The organism is Salinivibrio sp. AR647 (assembly GCF_001995415.1).
Classification (GTDB): domain Bacteria; phylum Pseudomonadota; class Gammaproteobacteria; order Enterobacterales; family Vibrionaceae; genus Salinivibrio; species Salinivibrio costicola.
The window spans coordinates 270,746-297,660 of the sequence record NZ_MUFE01000003.1; the positions used below are offsets into that span (position 1 = coordinate 270,746).

The following is a 26,915-nucleotide window of genomic DNA, read 5'->3' on the forward strand; positions in this document are numbered from 1 at the left end:
TGCGGCAGTATAACGCGCTGAGCGGGGCGGTGCGAGGGGGATAAAAAACGGCCCCCAATGGAGGCCGTGAGGTATGAGAACGTTTTGCTTAAAGTTTGTCAGTGAGCTTGACCGCATCACCAATATAATTGGCAGGAGTCATTTGCTTAAGACGCGCTTTTTCATGCTCAGGTAAGTCGAGGCCATCAACAAAAGCACGCATGCCTTCGCCATCCACCCGTTTACCGCGCGTGAGCTCTTTCAACTTCTCGTACGGCTTTTCAATGCCGTAGCGACGCATTACGGTTTGAATCGGTTCGGCAAGCACTTCCCAGTTCTTATCCAACTCGGCTTCTAGCGCGGCTTGGTTGACTTCTAGCTTGCTGATCCCTTTAAGGGTCGAGGCATAAGCAATCAAGGTATAGCCTACACCCACGCCCAAGTTGCGCAGCACGGTGGAGTCAGTCAGATCACGCTGCCAGCGAGAAATCGGCAACTTTTGCCCCAGGTGAGAGAAAATTGCATTCGCTAGGCCGAGGTTACCTTCCGAGTTTTCGAAATCAATCGGATTGACTTTATGTGGCATGGTCGACGAGCCAATTTCACCTTCAACCGTTTTTTGCTTGAAGTGACCCAGCGCGATATAGCCCCAGATATCACGATCAAAATCGATCAAAATGGTGTTAAAACGCGCCACGGCATCAAAGAGCTCAGCAATGTAGTCATGTGGCTCAATTTGAGTGGTGTACGGGTTCCAGTCGATACCGAGCGAAGTGACAAAAGCTTCACTGTAGGCGTGCCAATCAATCTCTGGGTAGGCCGACAAATGGGCGTTGTAGTTACCCACTGCACCATTGATTTTGCCGAGGATTTCAGTGCTTTCGACTTGCTTAATCTGACGCGCCATACGGTAGGCAACGTTCGCCATTTCTTTACCCATGGTCGACGGCGACGCCGGTTGGCCGTGGGTGCGAGAGAGCATCGGCACATCGCGGAACTGTTGTGACAAGTCTTTAACTGCATCGGCAAGCTGTTGCATTTCCGGTAAGATCACCGTATCACGCGCTTCTTTAAGCATCAGTGCGTGAGATAGGTTATTGATATCTTCCGAGGTACAGGCAAAGTGAATAAACTCGCTAACCGCATGAATCTCTGAGTGTTGAGCAATTTTTTCTTTTAAAAAGTACTCAACCGCTTTGACGTCGTGATTAGTGGTGCGCTCAATCTCTTTGATTCGGGCGGCGTCTTGCTCATCAAATTCAGCGGCAATCCGATCGAGGAGGGCGTTGGCGTCATCGCTAAATGCAGGCACTTCTTTGATGCTGTCAGTGGCTGCCAAGCTTTGCAGCCAGCGGATTTCAACGATGGTGCGATACTTTAGCAATCCAAATTCACTGAAAATCGATCGTAACGCAATCGTTTTCGTTCCATATCGGCCATCGACCGGGGAAACAGCAGTCAGCGCTGACAGTTCCATTTTATGTCTCCTGAGTTCAATCTGATTAGCTACGGGCTAGAATAGTTTTGGCCTGCTCAACCATTTGTTTACGACCAAAAATGAGATGTCGGCGTTTACCGCCTACTTGGCGCCATAGTACGGTACTACGGATACCAGATAACAAGAGGGCACGCACACGATGTTGCACGCCGGTTTGTTGTAGGTGTTGCGGGTCGCCAGAAACCTGAATACGCGGGCCCAGTGGGCTGATGACGTCGAGATAAATACTGGCAAGATTACTGATCATTTGCTCATCAAGCAGATCAAAGTGGCTCGATTGGCGCTCGATGGTTTCGATCCGATCGCCCAATTGCGCCATGGCATCACGACGGCTGGCAAGCTTGCGCTCTAAGGCGAGCAAATTGATCAGATAACGCATTAGCTCGCTACCGTTGCTGCTATTATCCAGCTGGCTGATCAGCGCTTCCAAGCCTAAATGGAGCCCTGACTCACCGCCGCCAGTGACATTACCGACCTCACCGCGAAACACATCGAGCGTCGAGGACGGGTTCGTCATCACGATGCTGCTTAAGCTGGTACTGAGCGCGTCTTGGTCACAATAGCCCTGACGGGACACATCTTGCACCAGTTTCGCTGCCTGACAAATGCTCGCAAAAGCGAGGGTGCGATCATAAATCGTCTCTGCCACTGATCACGGCTCCTTAAATACGTTGCTCGATAATACCACCACCTAAACACACGTCGCCGTCATAAAAAACAGCGGATTGGCCAGGGGTGACCGCAATTTGCGGCTCGTCGAATGTCACTTTTATGGTGTCATTATCAACAGGCGTGATAGTACATGATATATCGTGTTGACGATATCGGGTTTTGACTGTGCAACGGCGTGTCTCGGTCACATTCTCGCGATCGACCCAGTGTAATTGGGCTGCTATTAAGCCTGCAGAGAATAAGCGTGGATGATCATGGCCTTGACCTACAATCAGTACATTGCGCTCAACGTCTTTATCGACCACATACCAGGGCGCTTCGCTACCGTTACCGCCTTTTAATCCGCCAATCCCTAAACCTTTACGTTGGCCCAGGGTATGATACATCAGGCCTTGGTGGTCACCGATGTTCTCGCCATCGGTCGTTTCGATGGGCCCCGGTTGCGCGGGTAAGTACTGCGATAAAAAGTCAGTAAATTTGCGCTCACCAATAAAGCAGATCCCAGTGGAGTCTTTTTTCTTTGCGGTCACCAAGCCTTGTTCTTCGGCAATTTGGCGCACTTGTGGCTTTTCGAGATCGCCGACTGGGAATAAGCTACGTGCAATCTGATCGTGGCTGAGTGTATATAAGAAGTAGCTTTGGTCTTTATTGCTATCAAGGCCACGCAGCATCTGTGCTTTTTCACCATTGTCGGGGAAAGATCGACGCACATAATGGCCCATAGCAATATAATCGGCGTCTAGCACTTCGTCGGCAAACTCGAGAAATGCCTTAAATTTGATTTCTTTATTGCACAGAATATCTGGATTCGGCGTACGGCCTGCTTTGTACTCGGTCAAAAAATGCTCGAACACATTGTCCCAATACTCAGCGGCAAAATTAATGGTATGTAGCTCAATGCCCAACTTATCGCAGACATCTTGCGCATCGGCCAAGTCTTCTGCAGCAGAGCAGTATTCTTCGTTGTCATCTTCTTCCCAGTTTTTCATAAACAGGCCTTCGACCTGATAACCCTGTTGTTTCAACAAGTAGGCAGAAACGGACGAATCAACACCGCCGGACATTCCGACAATCACTTTTTTGCTGCTGTTATCTGACATGGTGATCACAAATGCTGCTATCAATAAACGGACGCTGAGTTTAACAGAATCAAATCGCCGGATACAGATGTGATAAGGCTCACACGTTAACCGTTATCTAAAGTAGATAGATGGTTGCGTTGACGGCGACCGATGCAGCTTATGTTGATGCGATTAAATATCAATGGCGGACATAGTCTGTGATTGGGTGCCGCGCAAAGACCCTCCGCGCCATGGATGGCGCGGCGGAGCCTCCAGGGATGGATTCACGGCGTGTTTATGCGTGGTATCCAATCTCAGAGCGATGACGACAGTTGCTGTGGAAGCTTGGCTTTATCGAGCCTTCTTCAACGGTGCGCGCTTGGACGAGCGAGTGCGCCCACACGGTGCTTTCCCTTTTGGCCCTTTGGGTTTAGGGATGAACTGCTCGAAGCCTTTCAGGGGCGCGACCTCACGCCATTGGCCCGGTTGCAAATCATCCAGCTGCCAGGCGCCGAGTTGGGCGCGAATCAAGCGCAGCGTCGGGTGGCCAATATGGGCAGTCATCCGGCGTACTTGTCGATTTCGCCCCTCGTTCAGCACCACCTTTAGCCAGGTAGTGGGAATGTTGGCGCGATAGCGTACCGGAGGATGGCGTTCCCACACGGCGGGTGACGCCATTTTTGATACCTCAGCGGGTAGCGTTAGACCATCTTTTAGCTCCACACCGTCGCAAAGCGCTTGAATCGCCTCATCGCTGGGATCACCTTCCACTTGGACCCAATAGGTTTTGGGAGATTTAGATGAAGGCTGGGTTAATCTGGCTTGTAAGGCACCGTTATTGGTGAGCACCAGCAAGCCTTCGCTGTCCTTGTCGAGTCGACCGGCCGGGTACACGTCTTTTACGGAGACGATGTCGGCTAATGTGCTGTCACCGGGCTCACCGCTAAACTGGGTCAACATGTTATAAGGTTTGTTAACAAGTATCACTTTAGTGGTCATCGCCGCCGCGCGTGAATCCTGTGCGTGTTGAGATGATTTGGCAGTGGTGTTTGAAACAGCCTTTGACGCTGGCTGAGAGCGGGATTTATATGGCATACGGGCTGTCAAATAGATTAAACGGCAAATGAGACTTTGGTATTATACACGTAATAATCTGTTTGGCGTGTTGTATGAATTCGAGTATCCTCGTTGCGCATCTTACACAAAGATAACAAATGGACGCTAGGAGATTAAAATGGAAAGTAAAGTAGTTGTACCGGCGGAAGGTGAAAAAATTACACTCGACGGCACAAAACTGGTAGTCCCTAACCACCCTGTGATCCCTTACATTGAAGGGGATGGCATCGGGATGGATGTTAGCCCTGCAATGATCAAAGTTGTTGATGCCGCAGTTGCTAAAGCCTACGACGGTGAGCGTAAGATTTCATGGATGGAAATCTACACCGGTGAAAAATCCACCAAGGTATACGGTGATGATCAATGGCTACCGGCTGAAACACTCGACTTTATTCGTGAATACAAAGTGGCGATTAAAGGCCCACTGACAACGCCTGTTGGCGGTGGTATTCGTTCTCTGAATGTGGCCCTTCGCCAAGAGCTCGATCTCTACATTTGTGCGCGTCCGGTACGTTACTTCACTGGCGTTCCTAGCCCTCTGAAAAAGCCAGAAGATACCGATATGGTGATCTTCCGTGAAAACTCAGAAGACATCTACGCGGGTGTCGAGTTTAAAGCGGGCACCGCAGAAGCCGATAAAGTGATTAAATTCCTGCGCGAAGAAATGGGTGCCAACAAAATCCGTTTCCCAGAGCAGTGCGGTATCGGTATCAAGCCGATTTCTGAAGAAGGTACCAAGCGCCTGGTTCGTGCGGCTATCGAGTACACCATCGATAACGATCGCGACTCACTGACCATCGTCCACAAAGGTAACATCATGAAGTTTACCGAAGGGGCGTTTAAAGATTGGGCATACGAAGTAGCCAATAAAGAGTTTGGTGCCGAGTTGCTTGATGGCGGTCCGTGGATGACGATGAAAAATCCAAAAACCGGTAAAGAAATCATTATCAAAGATTCCATCGCAGATGCTTTCTTGCAGCAAATCCTGTTGCGCCCTGCAGAGTATGATGTGATTGCCACCATGAACTTGAATGGTGATTACGTATCTGATGCGCTCGCAGCACAAGTGGGCGGTATTGGTATTGCCCCAGGTGCCAACATTGGTGACGGTGTGGCACTGTTTGAAGCCACCCACGGCACGGCGCCAAAATACGCGGGCCAAGACAAGGTAAACCCAGGATCGCTTATCCTGTCAGCAGAAATGATGCTGCGTCACATGGGCTGGTTTGAAGCCGCTGATTTGGTGATCAAATCAATGGAAAAAACCATCGCCAACAAAACTGTGACATATGACTTTGAGCGTCAAATGGAAGGTGCGAGCTTACGTAAGTGCTCTGAGTTTGCAGACGATATGATCGCGCAAATGTAATAATAGTATTATCGCACGATGATAAAACCCGGCTCATTCGCCGGGTTTTTTTGTTTGTGGTCTCTGGAATGATCCACTTAGACAATCAGTTTATATCCTCCCACGACAACGCGGTGCCTTTGGTTAACGCGCGTGTCGCTCGTTTTCCGAGCACCGCATCATAGTGTTTCGGCGCCAACCCAAAGCCAGGACGAATACTGCGCACATTATCCGCCGTTAGTTTCTCTCCGGGCGCGATATCCTGACATACATACAAAGAGCGCCTAAATTGACGGTTGCTTGCTTCGGCCTCTCGGGTGGTGAGGGCGCTTTCTCCTAACGCTTGCCACGCCGCGTGGGTTTGCTCGCAAAGCGCACTGAGTGCAGGTGGCGTAAGCGAGAAAGCGGCATCTGGCCCTCCCGAGTCTTCAGAGAGCATCACATGCTTTTCAATCACGCACGCGCCGAGTGCCACGGCTGCGATCGCGGCGGTATTGGTCAGCGAATGATCGGATAAACCTGCCAATGCTTGATAGCGGCTGGCTAAGGTTGGAATGGTTCGCAGATGGCTTTGTTCCATCGGCGCGGGGTAGGCGCTGATACAATGAAGCAACACTAGCTCACGACAGCCGTTATCTCGGGCGGTCGCCACCGCCTCGGCAATCTCTGTCTCGTCAGCCATGCCGGTTGAGATGATCATCGGTTTACCAGTTTGCGCGGCATAGCGAATCAAGGGCAAGTCAATCGCCTCGAACGAGGCGATTTTATAGGCGGGGGCGTTAAGATCTTCGAGCAAGTCAATCGCTGAGCAATCAAAAGGGGAGGAGAATAAGGTGACACCTTCTTTTCTGGCATGATCAAATAACGGCTTGTGCCACTCAAACGGGGTTTGTGCCCAGCGATATAGCTGGTGGAGACTATAACCATCCCACAGTCCGCCTTTGATTTGAAACGCATCGTGGTCGCAATCAAGGGTAATGGTATCGGCGGTATAGCTTTGCATTTTCACAGCATCGGCACCGCAGGCTTTGGCCATGGAGATGGTTTGCTTGGCAAGCTCAAGGCTACCATTATGGTTGGCCGACATTTCGGCAATGATATAGGGAGGATGCTGGGGACCGATAAAACGGCCTGCAATCTTAATGTCGTTGTTCATAAACCGCATCGATATTCAGTTTGGTTTGAAGGGCGCTGGCGCCTTGCTGCCACTCATCAGCGGACAAAGACAGGCACACAATCTCGACGGTTTTTCCCTCAGGCAGGGAAAAGGTGCGTTGCCGACTTTGCGGCGTTTCACGAAAGCCAAAGCGTTGATGTAGCCGAACCACCCCCTGATTATGACTGAGCACTTCACAGTTCAACTGGGTCACACCCAAGGTCTCAAACGCTAAGCTTAATGCGCCAAACTCCATGAGCGCACCGCTGCCACGTGGCACATCCGGCGCCGCATAAAAAGCCCAGGTCGCACTTGTCCTATTCTCGCTATCGAGGTCAAGGTTGACCACGCCAAGCGGGGTGTTTGGTTGGCTGTCTACGCGCTTGTAGACGATATAGAAATAACGGTGCGTGTTGGCAAGCATATGGCTGAACCATGCCTTGTGCTCATCATGGCTAATTTCATGCTGAGTGTACATAAACTGGCGAACAGCGGGACGATTGCGCCAATGCCATAAGGTATCACTGTCCGCGTGACTCACCGCTTTAAAAATTAGTTGCATAAGTCATGCTCCAAGGCCGCGACCACGCGCTCTGCGCCTTTTCCATCGGTGATCGCTGGCAGAGTAGGAAGCTGATACCAGTTTGCCGCAAGGTGCTGCAGTGCAGACGCGTAATCTTGCCAGCGGGTGTGCTCACCGCGTCCTAAGTATTGATAGCCCGGTTGTCCGGCGAGATACTCGGCCATGGCGTGTTGGTTTTCCGCCACACACACCAAGGTGCTCGGGACCCCCAAGCAGCTGCGCTCAATGGCGGTCACACCGGCCGCCCCAAACGCATAGCGTGCCCGTGCCATGTGGGCATCAAAGTCCGACAGTGCTTCCACCACGCTAACCCCATCGGGGACAGGCTCTTTACACAATGCATCGCGGTCTGGGTTACGCCGGCCGGTGACAATTAATAGCGAGAAAGGCAGCCTATCGAGCTTTTGCTCTTCTTCTAGGTGTTGAACGGCTTCTAGGTGTTTGACCGCGTCCACGAGCTTGCGGCTTTCACCGGTCGGGTCCGTGCCGGAGAAAAAGGCGATTACCTTATCTTCCCGCGGCGGCGGAGACTCATGTAAGGCGGCAAATGCTGGACGCAATAGTGCATAGTCTGGCCCCAATAAGCATCGGGTCTGTGGGTTTAAAAGCTGTGACGCGTAGCGCGTAGTTAAGTCAGGCCAAGGATTTTGATCGAGCAAAAACGCGCAATCGTGGGGCCGATTGGCTAAATCATCGACCACCATCACCGGACAGCCTAATTGGGTGTGAATTGATTGCTCCCAGCGGGCATCGAGGGCGTAATGATCCACCACCATCAAATCCACCGTCTGGTTAGCCACGCATGCGGTTGTCTCTTCGGCATCTTGCTGCTGGCTCACACCAAGCCAGTCGGTGTTGCTAAGCGAGTTTTTGGGAGCAGGCAACACCGCCAACGTTAAGCCTTGTTCATGGCTGACCGCTATCAAATTGCCGGGCAAGTCGCGACATACCAAGGTTACCTGATGACCCGACGTTTGTAGCATGCTAGCCAACACGTGCATGCGGCTGACGTGCCCGGTACCTATCGCTTGGGAGGCATCGACTCGAATGGCAATATGGCTCATAGCAAGGCTTGTTGTTTCAACAGTTGATACATTAGCTCAGCGCGTAGCCAGTCATCCGGCTCATCAATGTCTTGCACGCGGTAATGAGGGATCAACACGGCTTTCGAGTGGGGCGCAAAAACCGGCTCGCGCGCTAAAAACGCACTTGGCGTGCCCCAATAAAACATCCCCGCATCGTGGTACGCCGGTTGTAAGTCTTGGGAGCGTGTGGTGAAGTGCTCGGGCCACAACATGCTGACACTGCCATCGGCATCGACATGAATACTGCGCTGAATTGGAAAGGCGTAGCGGGTGGCGGCAAAACTGTATTTGACGGTGTCGCCGTCCAGTAACGCTAGGCCTTGGCGCAAGTCATCCGTGGTGACAAAGGGAGTGGTAGCATACAGGCAGCATATCGCTTGCAAAGGCGTTTGCTGTGGCGACGGGTTGAGCCACTGGATCGCATGCTCAAGCACATCCAAGGTCGTGGCGTGATCACCGGCAATCTCGGCGGGACGTACAAAAGGCACTTCAGCCCCTGCATCGCGCGCCACATTAGCAATGTCGTCGCAATCGGTGGAAACCAAGACGCGATCGAATAGCCCACTTTGACGCGCTGTCGCAATGGCATAAGTGATAATGGGCGCACCGTTAAACAGTTTGAGATTCTTGCCCGGAATGCGTTTGCTGCCACCACGGGCGGGAATAATACATACATTCATCGGTCACGCGTCCTCAATGACTTTTTGTAGCGCAGCAATCACTGTGTCTTGCTGTTGCTCGGTTAAATCGGGGTAAAGCGGCAAAGTGAGTGCGCCCGCGTAATACTGTTCGGCGAGCGGGAAGTCTCCGAGTTGGAAGCCCAGTGCCTGATAGTAAGGTTGCGTATGCACAGGAATATAGTGCACGTTCACGCCAATGCCTTGCGCACGCATTGCCTCAAAAACGGCGCGGCGTGTATCGGCGTGCTCAAGCTCAATCAAATACAAATGCCATGCCGACTCAGGATCTAAAACGGGCCGCTTGACGGGCAAATCCGCCAGCGCTTGATGGTAACGCTCGGCGAGTGCAAACCGTCTGGCGATAAAGGAACCAAGCTGGGTTAATTGTGAACGGCCAAGCGCGGCATGAATATCCGAGAGGCGATAGTTCATCCCCAATGCATGCTGCTCATAACCCCAAGGCGGCAAGGCTGCGTGGCTGTCTTCTGCGTCACGGGTGATCCCGTGGCTACGCAACTGGCGCAGCGCTTTCGCCAATGTGGCATTTTGGGTAGTGGCAACCCCTGCCTCTCCCGCGGTGACCACTTTGACTGGATGAAAACTAAACACGCTAATATCGCTGTACTGGCATCCACCCACCGGCGCTTGTTGATAGTAGGCGCCCATCGCATGTGATGCATCCTCAATAATGGCTACCTGATAACGTTTGGCGAGCGCGGCAATCTCGGCCATTGGCGCACTGGCACCGGCCATATGCACCACCACCAGCACTTTGGGCAAGCTGTGAGTAGCGGCCGCTTGCGCCAGTTTTTTCGCGAGCTGCTGGGAGCATAGGTTACGTGTGTGCGGGTCGATATCGACAAAGTCCACCTCAGCACCACAGTATCGGCCACAATTGGCTGACGCGACAAAGGTGATGGGAGAGGTCCATAAACGATCGCCTGGGCCCAGTCCTAACGCCAGACAAGCCAGATGCAGGGCAGATGTGGCGCTATTAACGGCGACCGCATGCGCAGCCTCGGTGAGTTCGGCGACGGCGGCTTCAAAAGCCGGAACTTGCGGGCCTTGCGTCAGATAATCACTTTTTAGCACCTCAAGCACAGCGGCATAGTCTTGCTCGCTAAGATGCTGCTTTCCGTATGGGATCAACGCCATACTCCTTTACTGCTCGGTGTCGAGTTGCAAAATGGCCTCGACGGTTAACACTTCTGGGTTAGTGCCTGATTGATACTCAAAGCCCTCTGGCACGGGCTGTCCTTTTTCGCCCAACGCATTTTCTCGGTAGTCATAATCGGCGTCGTAGAACTTAATGGTGGGACAAATCACGTAATGATCGGCAAATTCGAGCGTCAGATGCGCATCGTCAGCCGGACACATCACTTCATGCATTTTCTCGCCGGGACGAATGCCTATCACCTTGACGGGGGTGTTCGGGGCATAGGCGCTGGCGAGATCCGTCAGACGAACCGATGGGATCTTAGGGACAAATATTTCTCCGCCATACATGCGCGAAAAGTTTTTCAGCACAAAATCCACCCCTTGCTGCAAGGTAATCCAAAAACGGGTCATTTCAGGATGGGTAATGGGCAAGTGATCCGCGCCTTCCGCTGCCTTTTTCTTAAACAAAGGCACCACAGAGCCGCGCGAGCCGACCACATTGCCGTAGCGCACCACCGAAAAACGTGTCTTTTGGCCCCCGGTCATATTGTTAGCGGCGACAAACAATTTATCTGAACACAGTTTGGTGGCGCCATAGAGATTATTGGGGCTGGCGGCTTTATCGGTCGAGAGCGCAATCACCTTTTCCACCCCGTTGGCAATCGCGGCACGAATCACATTCTCTGCACCGTGAATGTTGGTCTTGATACATTCCATCGGGTTGTATTCGGCGGCAGGTACCTGCTTGAGTGCAGCAGCATGAATCACATAGTCAATGCCTTGCATCGCTTGCATTAAACGATCGCCATCACGCACATCGCCGATAAAATAGCGCATGCAAGGGGCGTTAAAGGTTTGCTGCATTTCATATTGCTTGAGCTCATCGCGAGAGAGCACCACGAGGCGACGTGGTTGATAGCGTTCAAGCAGGGTGCGGACGTACTTTTTACCAAAAGAACCAGTACCGCCGGTGATCAGAATGGATTTGCCGTTAAACATAGGACGCCTTGTCACTAACTGTCGGGAATACAGGCAGTTTAACTGATCTGAGCAGGATTTGGCGATCTGCTACGGCGTTCTGATGTGTGATTGGCAAAATCGAATTCCAAAAGAGTGGTACCAAACTAAGAGAATCGGAAAAGTCCTCTAAATAGCTATCTATAAACTTCACAGCCAGTTATATAGGTTAACAAGGTGACCCATTGCAATGTCGACAGCTTCTATACTTAGCAGGGCGACCACGCGAACGTTTTTGACCAAAACAGGTTCGGTTTGACGATCACCTCTGGCTGTTATCATATAGGCCGATTCTATAATAGTTCGAGATAGATACCGTGGATCGATACATTTAAACACTACTTCAGTGCCGTTGATGATAACCGTCAAAGTACCAAGATAATATATCCACTTTCGACCTTCTCTTTGCTTCATGTGCGCAGTCAAACATTACAAAAATGTATAGTTCGCGAAAAGTTGACGAAATCCCGATCGCTTAGAGTATCTACGTCGAGAGGGAAGTCCCTATCAAATCATACGAACAATGAGGATTACATCATGAAAAAAAATTTAGTGTTTTCGTCTACCGCCACTCTTACTGCTGTGCTGGGTCTAGGTGCTATGTTGGTTGTTGGTGCTGCCAACGCAGGTGAGAAGCCCAAGACTCTCCATAGCGATGCGGTAACATTGATCCAGGCAGTTGAGACAGCAAAGAAAACTGCTGACGGTATCGTGATAGAGGCTGAACGTGATGTGGTAATGAGCCAAGCGGTCTATGAGATTGAGATCATAAGCGATACGGGTGAAGAAATTAATACAGTAGTGAGCGCAGCAACAGGTGAAGTGATTCTAACTAATACTCATCGCAATCATGACAATGATGTTGAGGATGCTATCTGGTTAGCAGGTATTAGAAACGGAACGTTTCTTTCTCTTGAACAGGCATTGATGCAAGCAGAGACGCAAGTAGATGGAAAAGCGTGGCGAGTTGAACAGGATGATCATCTTGATCGGCCATACTACGAAGTAGACCTGCTAAATACTAGCGGCAATCATGTTGAAATTAAAATTGATGCGAGAGTATTAAAGTAAGACAGTAACAAACCAACCTGTATCGGATAATTTTATGGGCTAGTGCCCATGATTTGAGGTTTATATGAATGTAGAAAACAGAAACGCATCAAAATGGCAACGTACAAAAGAACAGGTTAAAAGTCTTGTTCAAAAGGCTCCTATGGCAATTTTAGGCGTATTGAGCTTCTCACTGTTTTTCATGTTTGGGCTGGTTATACTTGGGATGAGTTTGATGGCGGGTATTGTCGCTATTATCATGGCGAAATACCAACAACGCCAAGTTGTTAAAGACATTCCTCATCCACAAAGTACGACAAATCAAGGTGAATCGGTTGTAACGGCAGCTGAAATACAACCTTAATGCCTAAATAGAGGGGTGCCCAAATGCGCGTACTGTTGGTGGAAGACGATAATAGCCTCAGTCGTTTCGTAGAAAAAGGCCTGCGAGAAGCAGGCCATCAAGTTGAGGTGATTGATAACGGCAAGCATGCCCTCACGCTTTGCATGACAGAGAGTTACGATGTGGCGATTGTCGATCGCATGTTACCGGGCCTAGATGGTCTTTCTCTCGTTAAGGCCCTTCGTGCTGCGCAAGTTGGTATTCCTATCCTGTTTCTTACCACGCTGGGTGGTGTGGACGATCGAGTGGAAGGTTTAGAAGCAGGCGGTGATGACTATCTTACCAAGCCGTTTGCTTTCTCTGAACTTTTGGCACGTATCACTGCGCTCTCCCGTCGTACAATGTTGAAGAAAACCGAGTCCAGCCATGAACTTAGTTCTGGCGATTTAATACTGAATCTGTTTGCGCACTCAGCAACTCGCCAGGGCAAGGCATTGGATTTACAGCCAAAAGAATTTCGGATTCTTGAGCTTTTCTTACGCCATCCTGGACGCGTCATTACTCGGACCATGCTGCTTGAGCATGTGTGGGATATACACTTCGATCCGCAGACGAGTGTTGTAGAAACCCATATTAGTCGTCTTCGAAACAAGATCGAGAAACCCTTTGGCGATACACTCATTCATACGCTTCGTGGTGTTGGCTATAAGTTTGAACAGAAAAGCGGAAAACTAAAATGAGAGGGAGACTGGTGGACTTTATCCCTCGCTATTTTTCTAAGCGAAAATTGCTAGATATACTTCCTGCATGGATGAAAAGCTCTGCGACTCACCAAGGTTTAATGTTCGGTGGAGTGGCTCTAATCAGCTTAGTACTTATGGCCTTGGTAACCTTTTTCTATGTCGACCATGAACTGAAAGAACAAAACTACGATATCGTTAAAGCGTCCCTTGATCGCGCTAAGGGATTAGAAAGCGAACTCGATGACGAACCTATTGAAGACGAAGAAATTCTCGCTATGCTCGCGTCCGGCTTTGTGCTTGCGGGCATACTAGTGTCAGTGTTTTCAGTGGTACTAGTGACAGTAATGACTCGCATTAGCCAGAAGCGAATTAAACGGATTGAAACCGTCTTGAATGCCGTCGCCGAAGGAGATCTCTCAGCGCGAACCAATGTAAAATACACGTATAACGATCTGGCACGTATTTCGGTTTCACTTGATGATATGTTGTCACGGCTGGAAGGAACAGTAGCAGCAATGAGTGATATCTCCGTTAATATTGCTCATGAGCTTAAAACTCCAATCAGTCGTCTGCGCCATAATTTATTGGCATTGCGACAAGATGCTGTGAGTATTTCATCAACCCCCAATAACGCCTTTTTTGTTGAATTGGATAGAGCATTAGAAGATTCACAGCGGCTAGCGTCAATATTTGATGCTTTACTTCGTATTGCACAAATTGAATCCGGTGCGCGCCGAAGCCGCTTTGTGATGCTTGATCTGAATAACGTGGTCGATACAGTTTCGGAGATATACGCTGATGTCGCCGAAGATGCACAGATGTCATTGATATCAGAAAAGCACTTTTTGCCACTGATGATTCAGGGGGATCGTGAGCTTTTGATTCAGCAAGTGGCTAACTTGATAGAAAATGCGTTGCGTTATTGTCCGCCAGGTAGCCAGATTCATCTCCGTTGCGGAGAAAATCTGAAAACGTCTCAAGCCTGGTTAGAGGTTGAGGATACGGGGCTAGGTATTGCCGATGAACATAAAGAGCGAGTTTTTCAGCGGCTCTATCGGGTAGATAAGAGCCGAGCTGATGGGGGACTGGGTTTGGGGTTGTCGCTCGCTAAAGCCATTGCTGGCCTTCATTATGGCAGCATTACGTTGTCTGATGCGAATCCTGGCTTAAGAGTGGAAATTGCAATTCCGATATATCATTTATAACACCTCTTGTTATTGACGAAGAACCCTTGCTATCACTGAATACAAGCGCATATTATCAAAAAGCGCCGCAGTTGTGCGGCGCTTTGGAGAGAGCATGTTTAGGTTAACGCGCTTCGCTGTTAGCCTTGATGGCGAGAGGCGAGGACTTCGGTCACTTGATGGAGGCTAAGCTCTTGGTCTTGCAGCAGCACCAATAGGTGATAAAGCAAGTCGGCACTTTCGTTTAATAGCTCGGCCTTATCGCCTGCCGTGGCAGCGAGGGCGACTTCGACGCCTTCTTCCCCCACTTTTTGCGCGATACGCTTGGTGCCTTTGGCAAATAGACTTGCGGTGTAAGATTCATCAGGCGCGGCGTCTTTGCGGCTGGCAAGTACTTGCTCTAGGCTCGATAAAAAGCCGGGGCCGGTGTGTGGCGGTTTATTGTCACTGTCAAAGCAGGTGGTCGTGCCGAGGTGACAGGTGGGCCCGTGAGGCGTCGCCGTGACCAATAAGGTGTCTTGATCGCAATCGAGTGCAATGTGTTCCAGGCTCAACACATGACCGGAGCTTTCTCCTTTTACCCAAAGACGCGACTTGCTGCGCGACCAAAAGGTGACGCGACCGGTTTCGAGCGTCGCGTTCAGTGCATCGGCATTCATGTAGCCCAGCATCAATACTTGGCCGCTATCACTGTGTTGGATAATCGCAGGCACCAAGCCGGCGTTTTTCTCCCAATCGATACGTTCTACCCACGCTGCCGTCATACTCTTACCTCGATCCCTTGTTGTTTTAATGTTTGTTTTAATTCGCTTATCGCGATGATTTGCTTGTGAAACACCGAAGCGGCCAGCGCGCCATCGACATTCGCTCGTAAAAAGGCGTCGGCGAAGTGCGACATTTCACCGGCACCGCCGGAGGCAATCAGGGGCACCTGACAGCGCTCTCTTACCATTTTTAGTTGGGTTAAGTCATAGCCTTGGCGCACGCCATCGCGGTTCATCATATTGAGTACGATTTCGCCTGCGCCCCGCTGTTGGACTTCCTCAACCCACGCGGCGGTTTGCCAAGGCGTGGCCTGAGTGCGGCTTTCATCACCGGTAAATTGATAGACCTGATAGTGTCCGGTGGCTTCATCGAAGAAGGAATCAATCCCAACCACCACGCACTGCACGCCAAACTTATTGGCCAGTCGCGTGATTAAGCTCGGATCGGCCAATGCCGGTGAGTTGATTGAAATTTTATCCGCGCCAAATTCCAGGATTTGCTGGGCATCGGCTTCGGATTTAATCCCACCGGCGACGCAAAAGGGGATATCAATTACTTCCGCGACGCGACTAACCCAGCTTTTATCGACCACCCGGCTGTCACTGGAGGCGGTGATGTCATAAAACACCAGTTCATCAGCGCCTTCTTCGGCGTAGCGTTTGGCGAGCGGGACGATATCGCCGATGATTTCGTGATTGCGAAATTGCACGCCTTTTACTACTTGTCCGTCGCGGACGTCCAAACAAGGAATTATCCGTTTTGCCAGCATGCGATCGCCTCCTCTGCGCTAAAGTTGCCTTCCAGTAGGGCGCGGCCGACGATCACGCCTGCCACACCGGTGCCGCGCAAGGCGCGAATGTCTTCGAGACTGCCAATGCCGCCTGATGATTGAAACGCAATGCTCGGATAGCGCTGACACAAGTCGCGGTAAAGTGCCACATTGCTGCCTTGCAAGGTGCCATCGCGGGAGATATCGGTGCACAGCACATGTTTGAGCCCGACGGACAAATAATCGTCGAGTAGCGCTTCAATGGTGACGCCGGAGTCTTGTTGCCAGCCGGACACCGCCACGCGTCGCGTCCCGTCACTGTCAATGTGAATGTCGAGTGCCAATACAATCCGGTCAGGGCCGTAGGTTTGCATCCAGCCTTTAACCAAATCGGGGGATTTAACCGCGGTGGAGCCGATCACTACGCGCTGCGCGCCGGTGTTTAGCAGCTCAATCACGTCCATTTCGGTGCGCACGCCGCCGCCGATTTGGATATTGGCGGGCGTTGATTGCAAAATCTCGGTGATCAAATCGACCTGACGCGCGGTCGGATCTTTGGCACCGGTTAAATCCACGAGGTGCAACCAATCCGCGCCTGCTTGATGGTAACGTGCAAACTGCTCACGCGGGTCAAAACCGTAGTCGGTTTTTTGCTGATAATCCCCTTGATAAAGGCGCACCACTTGGCCATCTATCAAATCGAGTGCTGGTATAATCATCCTTGCTTACATCTCCAAAAAATTCTGAATCAAACGCGCGCCCACTTTGCCCGAACGCTCGGGGTGAAACTGAACCCCGAAGTAGTTACCTTGATTGATTGCTGCGCTGAACGCATGACCATAGTGACATTGTGCCAGGGTATAGTCACCGACCGGCATCGCGTAACTATGGACAAAATAGAAGTAGCTGCCAGCGGGAATGCCGTCGAATAAGGGATGGTCATTGACGGTGGCGACCCGATTCCAACCCATATGAGGTAAAGGCTGGCCATCGGTATCCATTAGCTTGGTCGGCGCGGGGATGTGGCCAAGGCACTCAACCGGGCTATCGCCTTCATCGGAGCGCGTGCCTAGCATTTGCATGCCAAGACAAATTCCCAGTAGCGGTTGCTCAACCTGTTTAACTAAATCCACTAAGCCGCGTTCGGTGAGATTTTTCATCGCTTCGCTGGCCGTGCCGACACCGGGCAAAAAAAGCTTGTCTGCCCCCAGCACTACGTCGGGATCGCGGCTCAATGTGGCTTGATAGCCCAGGCGTTCGACAGCAAAGCGTACCGAGGACACATTGGCGCAGCCGGTATCGATAATGACGGTGTGTTTGCGCATTATAAGACTCCTTTACTGCTTGGCAGAGCATCGCCCTCGACCTTGATGGCTTGACGCAAGGTGCGGCCAAAGGCTTTAAATAAGCTTTCTACCAAGTGATGGGTGTTTTCGCCATCGACGGTCAGGTGAAGGGTACAGGCCAAAGTATCGGTCAATGAGCGGAAAAAATGCCCGACCATTTCGGTCGACATATCGCCCACTTGTGGTTGCGGGAAGCTGGCCTCAAATTTAAGAAACGGACGTCCGGATAAATCCAACGCACATTGCGCCAAGCATTCATCCATCGGCAGGCTAAACCCAAAACGGCCAATACCGCGCTTATCGCCCAGCGCCCGTTTAAGCGCGTCGCCCAAGGCGAGGGCGGTGTCTTCAATGGTGTGGTGGTCATCGATGTGCAAATCGCCTTTAACGCCAACGCTCAGCTGAAAACCGCCGTGGGTGGCGATTTGATCCAACATGTGGTCAAAAAAGCCCAGTCCGGTTTCAATGCGGCTGCCGCCACTCTTATCCAGGTTAACAGCCACCTGAATGTCGGTTTCTTTGGTGGTGCGAGTCACCGATGCGATGCGCGGCTGCAAGGTCAGACGCTCGACAATCTGCGGCCAGCCCATCACCTCACGTTGGTATTTGATCCCTTGTAGCGCCATATTGTTGGCTAAGGTGATATCGGTGTCGCGATCGCCAATCACCGCCGATTGGGCGAAATCAATCCGGCCTTGCTGCAGATAGTCTTTTACCAAGCCTAATTTGGGCTTGCGGCAGCTACAGTCGTCGCTATCAAAGTGCGGACAAATCAGCACGTCTTCAAAATGGATCCCTTGTGAGCGAAATAGCGTCATCATCATGTTGTGTGGTGCATCAAAGTCCGCTTGCGGGAAGCTATCGGTCCCTAAACCATCTTGATTGCTCACCATCACCAAGGTGTAGCCCGCCGCTTGCAGGCTAAGTAGTGCGGGGATCACGTCCGGCTCAAAGGCCAATTTATCCAGACGATCCACTTGGTAGTCTTCAGGCGGCTCCACAATCAAGGTGCCATCACGGTCAATAAATAAAATCTTGTCTTTCACAGTGGTTGTCCTTATTCACTGAGCTGCTGGCGGATAAAAGCCAACACTTTTTCACATTCGTCACGGTTGCCAATACTGATGCGTAAGCTGTTCTCGATCGCGGTACGGCGCACAATAATCCCCGCATTACCCAAGTGCTCGAACACCGCATCGGTGTCGTCCAGGCTTATCAGCAGGTAGTTACCAAAGCCTGGATGCACCTTGATGCCGGGCAGCATACTGAGGCCGGCTTGCAAATAGGCACGGTTGGCGGTTAAGTCCAAAACCTGATACTTCATCCGCGCCAAGCCCGCTTCAGAGAGCGCTTGCTCGGCAATATCTGCCACGGGCACCGGCACCGGATACGGCGGGATCACCTTGAGCATCAAGTTAATAATAGCGGGATTGGCGAGGGTAAAGCCGCAACGTAGTCCCGCCAGAGCGAACGCTTTTGATAGCGTGCGCAAAATGGCGAGATTCTCAAAGCGCGCGAGTAAATCGGTGCAGGTCGCTTCTGGACTAAATTCGATATAGGCTTCATCCAACACCACAATCGCGCGACCTTGGGTGCGGGTGAGTAGCGCTTCTATGTCGTCGCGGTTAATTAAATTACCGGTCGGATTATTAGGACTACATACGAAGATAAGCTTGATGTTGGCATCTGCCTCCAAGGCGGAATCAATTCCTGCCATGTCCAGCTGCCAGTCGGCGGTGAGCGGCACTTGGGTGGTCGCGATCCCTTGGTTTTCTGCACTGACCGCATACATGCCATAGGTGGGTGGGCAAATCAGTACGCTATCTTGGTTTGGCTCGCAAAACGCGCGCAGCAATAAATCAATCCCTTCATCGGCGCCACGAGTGGTAATCACTTGGCCCTTGTCTACCCCCGCATAGTTAGCATAGGCATTAATCAATGATGCCGGCTGACAGCTGGAGTAGCGATTGAGTCCTTGGCCGCTCAGGGTATAAGCATTGTCAAAGGGGGATTCATTGGCATTGAGCCACACATCCCCGCTGCCACCGATACGGCGGGCTGACTGATAGGGCGTGAGCGCTTGTACTTGCTCACGGGCGAGTTTATCGATGCTCATACTAACGGGTCCTCTGAGGCTTGGGCTTGTTGTAGCTTATTTAGACGAATATCGACCGCTTGGCGATGCGCATCCAAGCCCTCGGCTTCTGCGATTCGCATCACGGTCGGGCCCAGTGCTTGTAAGCCGCTTTCGCTGACCTGTTGCACTGTCATCCGCTTATTAAAGTCGGCCAATCCTAAACTGCTGTAGGTACGGGTATAACCGTAAGTCGGCAACACATGGTTGGTGCCTGAGGCGTAATCACCCACGGATTCGGGCGAATAGGCGCCCAAGAAAATCGAGCCAGCGTTATCCAACAGCGGCAACAAATCTCGAGGCTGCTGAGTCTGCACAATCAAGTGCTCTGGTCCGTAGCGGTTAGAAATCGACACGCATTGGGTGAGAGTATCGGCAATAATAATCACACTGCTGCCCAGCGCTTGCTTGGCAATTTCTGCACGACTGAGCGTGGTTAATTGCTGCTGCACCGCATCGGCGACTTTTTCTGCCATCTCAGGGGCCGGCGTCACTAGCACTACTTGTGAATCGGGGCCGTGCTCCGCTTGGCTGAGTAAATCCGCGGCAACAAAGTCGGGATCCGCGCCGGCATCAGCAATCACCAAGACTTCAGAGGGGCCGGCAGGCATGTCCATCGCTGCGCCATTGGCAGCAAGGCTCACCTGACGTTTGGCTTCGGTGACATAGGCATTGCCCGGACCGAAAATCTTATCCACCTTGGTCACACTTTGGGTGCCAAAGGCCATCGCCGCCACCGCTTGTGCGCCACCCAGGGTATAAATTTCATCAATCTCACACAGTTTGGCACAGTATAAGATTTCATCGGCCACTGGCGGTGGGGTACAGAGCACCACTTTGCGGCAGCCAGCAATTTGCGCCGGCACGCCCAGCATCAACACTGTAGACGGCAAGGGCGCGCTACCGCCAGGAATATACAGCCCGACGCGATTAATTGGGCGAGTGATGGATTCACATACCACCCCTGGCATGGTTTCGACTTTCAACGGCTGGGCTTTTTGTGCGCGGTGAAAGGTGCTGATGTTGTCGTAGGCTTGACGTAGGGCAAGTTTGATATCTTCCCCCAATCGCGCTTCGGCATCGGCCAAGATCGCTTTGTCGAGTTTGATGCTATCGAGGTCGACACCATCAAATTTTTTTGTCAGCGCCTTTAAACTTTCATCTCCGCGCTCTCGGACATCGGCGATAATCTCCGCGACGCTCGCTTGGGTTTGGGCACCGGTTGTGATCGCAGGGCGGCGCATCAAGCCCTCTTTTTGTGACTCTCCGAGTGATTTCCAGACTACTGTTCGCATGGTGACTTACTCCATCATCTTTTCAATCGGCAGGACCAAGATTGAGCTTGCGCCCAATTGTTTGAGCTTTTCCATGGTTTCCCAGAACAGGTTTTCGGTACTGACAAGGTGCACCGCCACACGGCTTTTTTCGTGTGCGAGCGGCAAAATGGTCGGGTCTTCGGCACCGGGAAGCAGCTCAACAATTTTTTCTAGCGCCTCGCTTGGCGCGTGAAGCATGATGTATTTCGACTCTTTGGCTTGAATCACGCCTTGCATGCGAGTGAGCAAGCGTTCAATTAATGCGGTTTTCTCTTCGCTGAAGCTGCCTTCACGCTGAATTAACACTGCCTTGGAGCGAAAAATGACTTCGGCTTCTTTCAAGCCGTTGGCCTCTAAGGTGGCGCCCGTTGAGACCAAATCACAAATCGCATCGGCGAGCCCCGCACGTGGCGCCACTTCCACGGAGCCATTGAGCATACAGGTGCTGAAATTCACACCCTGCTTGTCCATGTAGGCTTTAAGAATATTGGGATAGGTGGTCGCAATCCGTTGCTCAGCGAGATCTTGTGGGCCGTTGTAATTTTGGTCTTTATCCAGCGCAATGGAAAGACGACAGCCACCAAAGTCGAGGCGACGAAGCAGCTGATACTGGCTTGGCTCACCCAACTTGATGCGCTCAAGGCGAACCTCTTCTAATTCGTTCTCACCAATCACACCTAAGTCGACTACGCCGTCCATGATAAGGCCAGGGATATCATCATCACGAACCAGTAGCAGATCGATGGGCATGTTTTCGGCGTGGACCACCAAGCGCTCGCCGGTGTAGTTAATTTTAACCCCGCAACGTTTGAGCAGCTCCTGGCACTCTTTGGCGAGACGGCCCTTTTTTTGGATGGCGATACGTAAGCGTTGTGTTTGCATGTGTGCTTCCTTGTCTAAAAATGAAAAGCTAAAAAAGAAAAAACCCTCGGAAGACGATGCTCCCGAGGGTCTGAATCTGTTAGCTGGCTAATGACCGACGGAAGCGCTTTTTACTCGTCTTCCAGTCGAAACCATTCCTCCCGAAAGACTAGTCAGGATGATGGTGGTGATGCATGGTCATTAGTGCTGAAATCATTGTTGGTCGTCCATTATCTAGCGAAAATACGCTCTGTGGCAAAAAATAAGCTCTATACCAAAAAGCTTAACTGTTTATGACCATATCAAAATCCGTTTGGATTGCAACCAGTCAACGCGCGTTTTTTTCACGTGTCTTTATGCCAGGTGTCGTGCTAAGTAGGTGTCGTGCTAAGTAATTGTCGCTATCGCCATGAACAGCGAGAGAATCAACACCGGGGCTAGACATAAATATCGAGTTCACCGTCTTTTTTAGGTGTTTTTTCCTCGTGCTCTTGGTGCGGTTGCTGAGCGTGATCATTGAGATCGTCTAGCCGCCGCTCTTTACGCGCATCAATGTGTTCCGATTTGCGGATCGCCCATACTTTCGTGGGCGGTGCATGCGGCGTGCGATACACAGGACTCAAATTGCCAAGCCAGTTCATGATGGTCCTCCTTTGGTCTTACTATTAGTATCGACCACGAAGCACCAAACTTGATGATTTTTTAACCAGGAGTTATTTAGAATGGCGAGGCTAGGGGGCTAGCAGCAACACTTTTTAAACTTACGCCCACTGCCACACGGGCAAGGGTCATTGCGGCCGGCTTTGACATGGCCGGGGAAAACACCATCGATATATCGCCATTGAGGCTGTCCATTGATTGTTTCTTGGATAAACCGAGACCGCTCATGCAAACACTGAGGCTCACCGTCGGCAATAAAGTGGGCTTTGAAGGTCACAAATCCAAGCTCACCGTGGTTTAATACCTCGCTATCTAGCACCTCAAGTGATTGCCACTGATGATCGGTCATCATGGCAATATCATCCCGAAATGCCTCGGCGCCGCATTCGCGGTGATAGGTCGCGACAATAAAGTCCACCAAGCCTTTCGGATGTGCGCTGTAGCGAGCGCGCATTAATTGCTCAGGGTGGGCAGCGTTGGCCGGATGTTGATGAACGGGCGCGCAGCATTCGGCGTAGGGTTTGTTACTACAACAAGGGCATAAATCAGTCTGCATAAAGATCTCTTAACGATAGGCTGAACAGCTTAGTGATGAGTAAAGTCGCGAGTTTGTAAGTCACAGCCTTGCGGGCCACACACTAATACCGACCCGTGTTGGTACCAATCGCCTAACACGATGCGCTGGTAATCGTGGCCTTGATCACACCATTGATGGACATGGGGGCGATGGGTATGGCCGTGAATCATGTTAACCACTCCTGCGTTATCTAACTGGCGCTGCACTTCTTGTGGCGTCACATCCATGATGGTGGATGACTTTTGCTGATTGGCATTGGCACTGCCCGCGCGCATTTTGGCCGCAATACGACGACGCAACGCTAAGGGTAAACATAAAAACACGTGTTGTAGCCAGCGCTGGTGGACTTTGCGACGAAATGCTTGGTAGTCGGCATCCGCCAAACATAGGGTATCGCCATGGAGAATCAAGGTCGGCGTACCATATAAATCAATGCGTGTGTGCTCATCCAACAAGGTGATGCCTGTTTCACGGGCGAAACGCTTTCCGATTAAAAAATCACGATTGCCATGAATAAAGTACACAGGCACGCCTTGCTGTGTCAGGGTCGCAAAGGCGGTTTTGATTTGCTGATGAAAGGGGCTGTGATCATCATCGCCAATCCAAGCCTCAAACAAATCTCCCAGCACATAGAGTGCATCAGCGTGGACCGCTTCCTCGGCCATAAATCGCAAAAAGCAATCAGTGATATCTTGCCGAGTAGGGCTGAGGTGTAAATCAGCAATAAAGAGGGTATGTGGCATGTATTGGCTTTTTATTGGCAAAACGAGCGGCTCACTCAAAAAGAAAGGGTAGCTTTAGCTACCCTTGTTGACGAGTGCGGCTTAGTCTTCGATAGTCACGCTATTGATTAATACTTCTTCAACAGGGACGTCTTGGTGGACATAACCCCAATTGCCGGTGGCAACGCCTTTGATCTTATTGACCACGTCCATGCCGTCGACGACTTCGGCAAACACACAGTAGCCCCAACCGTCTGGCGTCTTGGCTTTGTGATCCAGGAATAAGTTGTCATTCACGTTAATAAAGAATTGTGAACTGGCTGAATGCGGCTCCATGGTACGCGCCATGGATAAACGACCGGTAAGGTTACTTAAACCGTTATCCGCTTCGTTTTTGATCGGTGCACGCGTCGACTTTTCTTCCATGCCAGAGGCCATGCCACCGCCTTGGACCATAAAGCCGTCGATAACACGGTGGAACAGGGTTCCGTTATAAAAGCCGTCACGGCAATATTGTAAAAAGTTCTCGACCGTGGCCGGTGCTTCGTCTGCATACATGCGGAGTTTGATATCACCGAACGTGGTATGAAGAGTTACCATGATGTAATCCTGTCATTGGCTTGGCTAAAAAGGATCACAGATTTTAGCCTAACGAGCCGGGTGATCAAGCATGATCGCCCTGGATGTGGAATTAATCATCGCTAAGTGACCCCAAAGTGCCGATTTGCAGGGGCGCATTGTCATTTTAATTCCTCGAGATGACTTTTATTTCTCAAGATCACTTTTATTCATCGAGATCATTCTGACGATACAGGTTCAACATGCCCGAGCAACTTTTTGAGTAAATCAGCCAAGTTGGCTTGCTCACTGGTGGTGAGTCCAGCCAGGAGCTGATGCAAGTTATTGGTATGATCGGTCACCGCCTTATCGATCAAATCCAGCCCTGCGTCGGTGAGTGAGACATAGACCCCACGGCGATCGTTGGGATCGGGGCTGCGTGCCACCAAGCCTTTGTGCTCCAACCGATCAATGCGGTTAGTCATGGCGCCGGAGGTGAGCATCAAAGCATCCAGCAGCTGATTTGGGGTTAACGTGTAGGGTTTGCCCGCACGCCGTAACGAGGCCAGCACATCGAATTCCCCTGGGTTTAGATTGTATTGGCCGAAAACATGCTGCAGTTTGGGATTAATGTGGCCGTTGATACGTGCCAACCGGCCTGTAATCGCCATGGGGCTCGGATCAATATCAGGGCGTTCACGGTGCCACTGGCTCAGAATGAGATCAACCTTGTCAGTTTGTGATGGAGTAACACCTTGTTCTTGGCTTTTTGAAGCAGCCGTGGTTACTGGGTGTGTGCACGTTGAATTTTTTGTCATAATGGTTATCGATAAAGATTCTTTACCGAAAAATAAATGATCACCCCGACCCAACTCAAGCACCGATTGGTCGGTTTTGGTTCAAATCGTGCTTTTTCTCTTAACTTGTGAACTCGGTCGTCGCGCTTTATCGGGCCAGACACCGGGTCGATGCTTGCGTCACGCTAGCAGAAAAGGTGTAATAGCAGCTTCACTTTACTCATTGTCATTACTGTAACGAGTCATCTAATTATTATGTCGATGCAAACCCCCCCGTTAAAGATCTACAACTCACTGACGCGAGAAAAAGCCGTCTTTCAGCCTATCACGCCAGGAAAAATTGGTATGTATGTGTGTGGGGTGACGATTTACGATCTTTGTCATATCGGACATGGGCGCACCTTCGTTTCGTTTGACATGATTTCTCGTTACCTGCGTTATCTGGGCTTTGATCTGACCTTTGTGCGCAACATTACGGATATTGATGACAAGATCATTAAGCGTGCCGCTGAAAATGGCGAGACTTGCGATGCGTTAACAGAACGTTTGATTGGTGAAATGCATCAAGATTTTGATGCCTTAAACATGGTGCGTCCTGATATCGAGCCGCGTGCGACCGATTATATTGACGAAATCATTACCTTGGTAGAAACGCTGATTGCGCGTGGTTTTGCCTATGTGGCCGATAACGGCGATGTCATGTTTGAAGTCGCTAAGTTTGATGAATACGGTAAGTTGTCTAAACAAGACTTGGATCAGCTCCAAGCTGGTGCCCGTGTGGATATTGAAACTGCGAAACGCAGCCCGCTGGATTTTGTGGTGTGGAAAATGTCGAAACCCGGCGAGCCGACGTGGGAATCCCCTTGGGGCCCGGGCCGTCCAGGTTGGCACATTGAATGCTCAGCGATGAACTCAGCGCTTCTGGGTAAGCACTTTGATATTCATGGCGGCGGCTCAGACCTACAGTTCCCGCATCATGAAAACGAAATTGCTCAGTCGTGCTGTGCCCATGACACCCCATATGTGAATACGTGGATGCACAGCGGCATGGTGATGGTCGATCGTGAGAAGATGTCTAAGTCACTTGGAAACTTCTTTACCATCCGTGACGTGCTGGTGCACTACGATGCTGAGACCGTGCGTTATTTCTTGCTGTCAGGCCATTATCGTAGCCAGCTTAATTACAGCGACGAAAATCTTAACCAAGCCCGCTCAGCATTAGAGCGCCTTTATACCGCATTGCGTGGTTTAGACACTCAGGCAACCCCGGCAGGTGGCGACCAATACGTGGCGCGTTTTGAAGCGGCAATGAATGACGACTTCAATACGCCAGAAGCCTATTCAGTGTTGTTTGATATGGCCCGTGAGATTAACCGCCTCCGTGCTGACGATATGGCCGCCGCGTCTGCGCTGGGCGCGCAAATGCGCAAATTGGCGTCTATTCTTGGTTTGCTCGAGCAAGACGCCGATAACTTCTTGCAAGGTGATGCTGGCGCTGATGATGAAGTTTCTGACATTGAAGCCTTAATTCAAACACGTAATGATGCCCGTAAAGCCAAAGACTTCGCGGCAGCCGATGCGGCGCGCGATGCGCTCACAGCGATGGGTATTGTGCTGGAAGACGGCCCGCAAGGCACCACCTGGCGTCGTAAGTAAGCAGATAAAGCGCCATCCGGCCGAGAATAATAGCAATCTAATGGAAACGGAGCCAAATAAGGCTCCGTTTGTTATTGTCGG

The 26,915-nt window shown here is 51.0% G+C and carries 28 protein-coding genes, 1 pseudogene and 1 other annotated feature; of the genes and pseudogenes, 6 read left to right on the top strand and 23 right to left on the bottom strand.

The genetic code is table 11. From position 1 onward, the window contains the following. Positions 1-88: 88 nt before the first annotated feature. The 4 genes and pseudogenes from purB to BZG76_RS05195 form a co-directional block, all read right to left on the bottom strand. A complete protein-coding gene (purB, locus tag BZG76_RS05180; RefSeq protein WP_077460391.1) occupies positions 89-1,456 on the bottom strand; it encodes an adenylosuccinate lyase in 1,368 nt (455 codons plus the stop codon). Positions 1,457-1,481: 25 nt separating this feature from the next. Beyond that, complete coding sequence (gene hflD / locus BZG76_RS05185) at positions 1,482-2,126, bottom strand: high frequency lysogenization protein HflD (RefSeq protein ID WP_021022328.1); 645 nt, start codon at positions 2,124-2,126, stop codon at positions 1,482-1,484. Between the two features lie 13 nt (positions 2,127-2,139). Next, the gene (mnmA, locus tag BZG76_RS05190) at positions 2,140-3,249 is read right to left on the bottom strand and encodes a tRNA 2-thiouridine(34) synthase MnmA (RefSeq protein ID WP_077460486.1); all 1,110 of its coding nucleotides are present in this window, start codon (positions 3,247-3,249) and stop codon (positions 2,140-2,142) included. Between the two features lie 423 nt (positions 3,250-3,672). Beyond that, a pseudogene (locus BZG76_RS05195) lies at positions 3,673-4,305 on the bottom strand (pseudouridine synthase); the annotation flags it as partial. 139 nt (positions 4,306-4,444) lie between these two features. Here BZG76_RS05195 and icd point away from each other — a divergent pair. After that, a complete protein-coding gene (icd, locus tag BZG76_RS05200) occupies positions 4,445-5,695 on the top strand; it encodes an NADP-dependent isocitrate dehydrogenase (protein ID WP_077460393.1) in 1,251 nt (416 codons plus the stop codon). An 85-nt stretch (positions 5,696-5,780) separates the two neighbouring features. Here icd and pseI read toward each other — a convergent pair whose 3' ends face one another. From pseI to pseB, 6 genes are read right to left on the bottom strand one after another with little or no spacing between them, the layout of a single operon-like run. After that, on the bottom strand, positions 5,781-6,830 hold the full coding sequence (gene pseI / locus BZG76_RS05205) for a pseudaminic acid synthase (protein WP_077460487.1): 1,050 nt from the start codon (positions 6,828-6,830) through the stop codon (positions 5,781-5,783). Further along, on the bottom strand, positions 6,814-7,392 hold the full coding sequence (gene pseH, locus BZG76_RS05210; protein ID WP_077460394.1) for a UDP-4-amino-4,6-dideoxy-N-acetyl-beta-L-altrosamine N-acetyltransferase: 579 nt from the start codon (positions 7,390-7,392) through the stop codon (positions 6,814-6,816). The genes pseI and pseH overlap by 17 nt, the downstream gene beginning before the upstream one ends. Then, the gene (gene pseG, locus BZG76_RS05215; protein WP_077460395.1) at positions 7,383-8,477 is read right to left on the bottom strand and encodes a UDP-2,4-diacetamido-2,4,6-trideoxy-beta-L-altropyranose hydrolase; all 1,095 of its coding nucleotides are present in this window, start codon (positions 8,475-8,477) and stop codon (positions 7,383-7,385) included. Before pseG ends, pseH begins: the two co-directional genes overlap by 10 nt. Beyond that, the gene (gene pseF, locus BZG76_RS05220; RefSeq protein WP_077460396.1) at positions 8,474-9,178 is read right to left on the bottom strand and encodes a pseudaminic acid cytidylyltransferase; all 705 of its coding nucleotides are present in this window, start codon (positions 9,176-9,178) and stop codon (positions 8,474-8,476) included. The genes pseG and pseF overlap by 4 nt, the downstream gene beginning before the upstream one ends. A 3-nt stretch (positions 9,179-9,181) precedes the next feature. Next, a complete protein-coding gene (gene pseC / locus BZG76_RS05225) occupies positions 9,182-10,327 on the bottom strand; it encodes a UDP-4-amino-4,6-dideoxy-N-acetyl-beta-L-altrosamine transaminase (protein ID WP_077460488.1) in 1,146 nt (381 codons plus the stop codon). A gap of 12 nt (positions 10,328-10,339) precedes the next feature. After that, positions 10,340-11,335 (bottom strand): UDP-N-acetylglucosamine 4,6-dehydratase (inverting), encoded by a 996-nt coding sequence (gene pseB, locus BZG76_RS05230; protein WP_077460397.1) that lies wholly within the window; start codon positions 11,333-11,335, stop codon positions 10,340-10,342. A gap of 555 nt (positions 11,336-11,890) precedes the next feature. On the opposite strand from pseB, the gene BZG76_RS05240 reads away from it, so the two are divergent. From BZG76_RS05240 to BZG76_RS05255, 4 genes are all read left to right on the top strand, one after another. Further along, positions 11,891-12,424 carry a PepSY domain-containing protein gene (locus tag BZG76_RS05240; protein ID WP_077460399.1) on the top strand — a complete coding sequence of 178 codons (534 nt, stop codon included), beginning with the start codon at positions 11,891-11,893 and terminating at the stop codon, positions 12,422-12,424. A 64-nt stretch (positions 12,425-12,488) separates the two neighbouring features. Then, complete coding sequence (locus BZG76_RS05245) at positions 12,489-12,767, top strand: hypothetical protein (protein WP_077460400.1); 279 nt, start codon at positions 12,489-12,491, stop codon at positions 12,765-12,767. Positions 12,768-12,790: 23 nt separating this feature from the next. Then, on the top strand, positions 12,791-13,486 hold the full coding sequence (locus BZG76_RS05250) for a response regulator transcription factor (RefSeq protein WP_077460401.1): 696 nt from the start codon (positions 12,791-12,793) through the stop codon (positions 13,484-13,486). Between the two features lie 11 nt (positions 13,487-13,497). Beyond that, positions 13,498-14,694, top strand: a complete 1,197-nt coding sequence (locus BZG76_RS05255; protein ID WP_241824047.1) for a sensor histidine kinase — start codon at positions 13,498-13,500, stop codon at positions 14,692-14,694. Between the two features lie 119 nt (positions 14,695-14,813). On the opposite strand, the gene hisIE is transcribed toward BZG76_RS05255, so the two are convergent. The 13 genes from hisIE to BZG76_RS05320 all read right to left on the bottom strand — a co-directional run bounded on the left by hisIE (position 14,814) and on the right by BZG76_RS05320 (position 25,199). Further along, complete coding sequence (gene hisIE / locus BZG76_RS05260) at positions 14,814-15,437, bottom strand: bifunctional phosphoribosyl-AMP cyclohydrolase/phosphoribosyl-ATP diphosphatase HisIE (RefSeq protein WP_077460403.1); 624 nt, start codon at positions 15,435-15,437, stop codon at positions 14,814-14,816. Continuing rightward, positions 15,434-16,207, bottom strand: a complete 774-nt coding sequence (gene hisF / locus BZG76_RS05265) for an imidazole glycerol phosphate synthase subunit HisF (protein ID WP_077460404.1) — start codon at positions 16,205-16,207, stop codon at positions 15,434-15,436. The genes hisIE and hisF overlap by 4 nt, the downstream gene beginning before the upstream one ends. Next, on the bottom strand, positions 16,189-16,926 hold the full coding sequence (hisA, locus tag BZG76_RS05270) for a 1-(5-phosphoribosyl)-5-[(5-phosphoribosylamino)methylideneamino]imidazole-4-carboxamide isomerase (RefSeq protein ID WP_077460405.1): 738 nt from the start codon (positions 16,924-16,926) through the stop codon (positions 16,189-16,191). Before hisA ends, hisF begins: the two co-directional genes overlap by 19 nt. A 6-nt stretch (positions 16,927-16,932) precedes the next feature. Further along, a complete protein-coding gene (gene hisH, locus BZG76_RS05275) occupies positions 16,933-17,532 on the bottom strand; it encodes an imidazole glycerol phosphate synthase subunit HisH (protein WP_077460406.1) in 600 nt (199 codons plus the stop codon). Then, entirely contained in the window at positions 17,532-18,599 is a 1,068-nt protein-coding gene (gene hisB / locus BZG76_RS05280) for a bifunctional histidinol-phosphatase/imidazoleglycerol-phosphate dehydratase HisB (RefSeq protein WP_077460407.1), read from the bottom strand. Before hisB ends, hisH begins: the two co-directional genes overlap by 1 nt. Positions 18,600-18,610: 11 nt before the next feature. After that, positions 18,611-19,663: a histidinol-phosphate transaminase gene (gene hisC / locus BZG76_RS05285; protein WP_108743650.1), complete on the bottom strand. Its 1,053-nt coding sequence runs from the start codon at positions 19,661-19,663 to the stop codon at positions 18,611-18,613. Positions 19,664-19,665: 2 nt separating this feature from the next. Beyond that, complete coding sequence (gene hisD, locus BZG76_RS05290) at positions 19,666-20,982, bottom strand: histidinol dehydrogenase (protein ID WP_077460409.1); 1,317 nt, start codon at positions 20,980-20,982, stop codon at positions 19,666-19,668. 6 nt (positions 20,983-20,988) lie between these two features. After that, a complete protein-coding gene (hisG, locus tag BZG76_RS05295) occupies positions 20,989-21,885 on the bottom strand; it encodes an ATP phosphoribosyltransferase (RefSeq protein ID WP_077460410.1) in 897 nt (298 codons plus the stop codon). A gap of 34 nt (positions 21,886-21,919) precedes the next feature. Then, positions 21,920-22,058 (bottom strand) — a sequence feature (His leader region). A 243-nt stretch (positions 22,059-22,301) separates the two neighbouring features. After that, positions 22,302-22,505 carry a hypothetical protein gene (locus tag BZG76_RS05300; protein ID WP_021022348.1) on the bottom strand — a complete coding sequence of 68 codons (204 nt, stop codon included), beginning with the start codon at positions 22,503-22,505 and terminating at the stop codon, positions 22,302-22,304. 98 nt (positions 22,506-22,603) lie between these two features. Then, the gene (locus tag BZG76_RS05305; protein ID WP_077460411.1) at positions 22,604-23,080 is read right to left on the bottom strand and encodes a YchJ family metal-binding protein; all 477 of its coding nucleotides are present in this window, start codon (positions 23,078-23,080) and stop codon (positions 22,604-22,606) included. Positions 23,081-23,109: 29 nt separating this feature from the next. Next, the gene (gene lpxH, locus BZG76_RS05310) at positions 23,110-23,844 is read right to left on the bottom strand and encodes a UDP-2,3-diacylglucosamine diphosphatase (protein ID WP_077460412.1); all 735 of its coding nucleotides are present in this window, start codon (positions 23,842-23,844) and stop codon (positions 23,110-23,112) included. An 81-nt stretch (positions 23,845-23,925) separates the two neighbouring features. Then, positions 23,926-24,423, bottom strand: coding sequence for a peptidylprolyl isomerase (locus tag BZG76_RS05315; protein WP_021022351.1), 498 nt, complete (start codon positions 24,421-24,423; stop codon positions 23,926-23,928). 197 nt (positions 24,424-24,620) lie between these two features. Continuing rightward, the gene (locus BZG76_RS05320; protein ID WP_077460489.1) at positions 24,621-25,199 is read right to left on the bottom strand and encodes a MarR family winged helix-turn-helix transcriptional regulator; all 579 of its coding nucleotides are present in this window, start codon (positions 25,197-25,199) and stop codon (positions 24,621-24,623) included. A gap of 240 nt (positions 25,200-25,439) precedes the next feature. Here BZG76_RS05320 and cysS point away from each other — a divergent pair, with 240 nt between their 5' ends. Beyond that, on the top strand, positions 25,440-26,834 hold the full coding sequence (gene cysS, locus BZG76_RS05325; RefSeq protein ID WP_101494572.1) for a cysteine--tRNA ligase: 1,395 nt from the start codon (positions 25,440-25,442) through the stop codon (positions 26,832-26,834). The last annotated feature ends 81 nt before the right edge of the window (positions 26,835-26,915 follow it).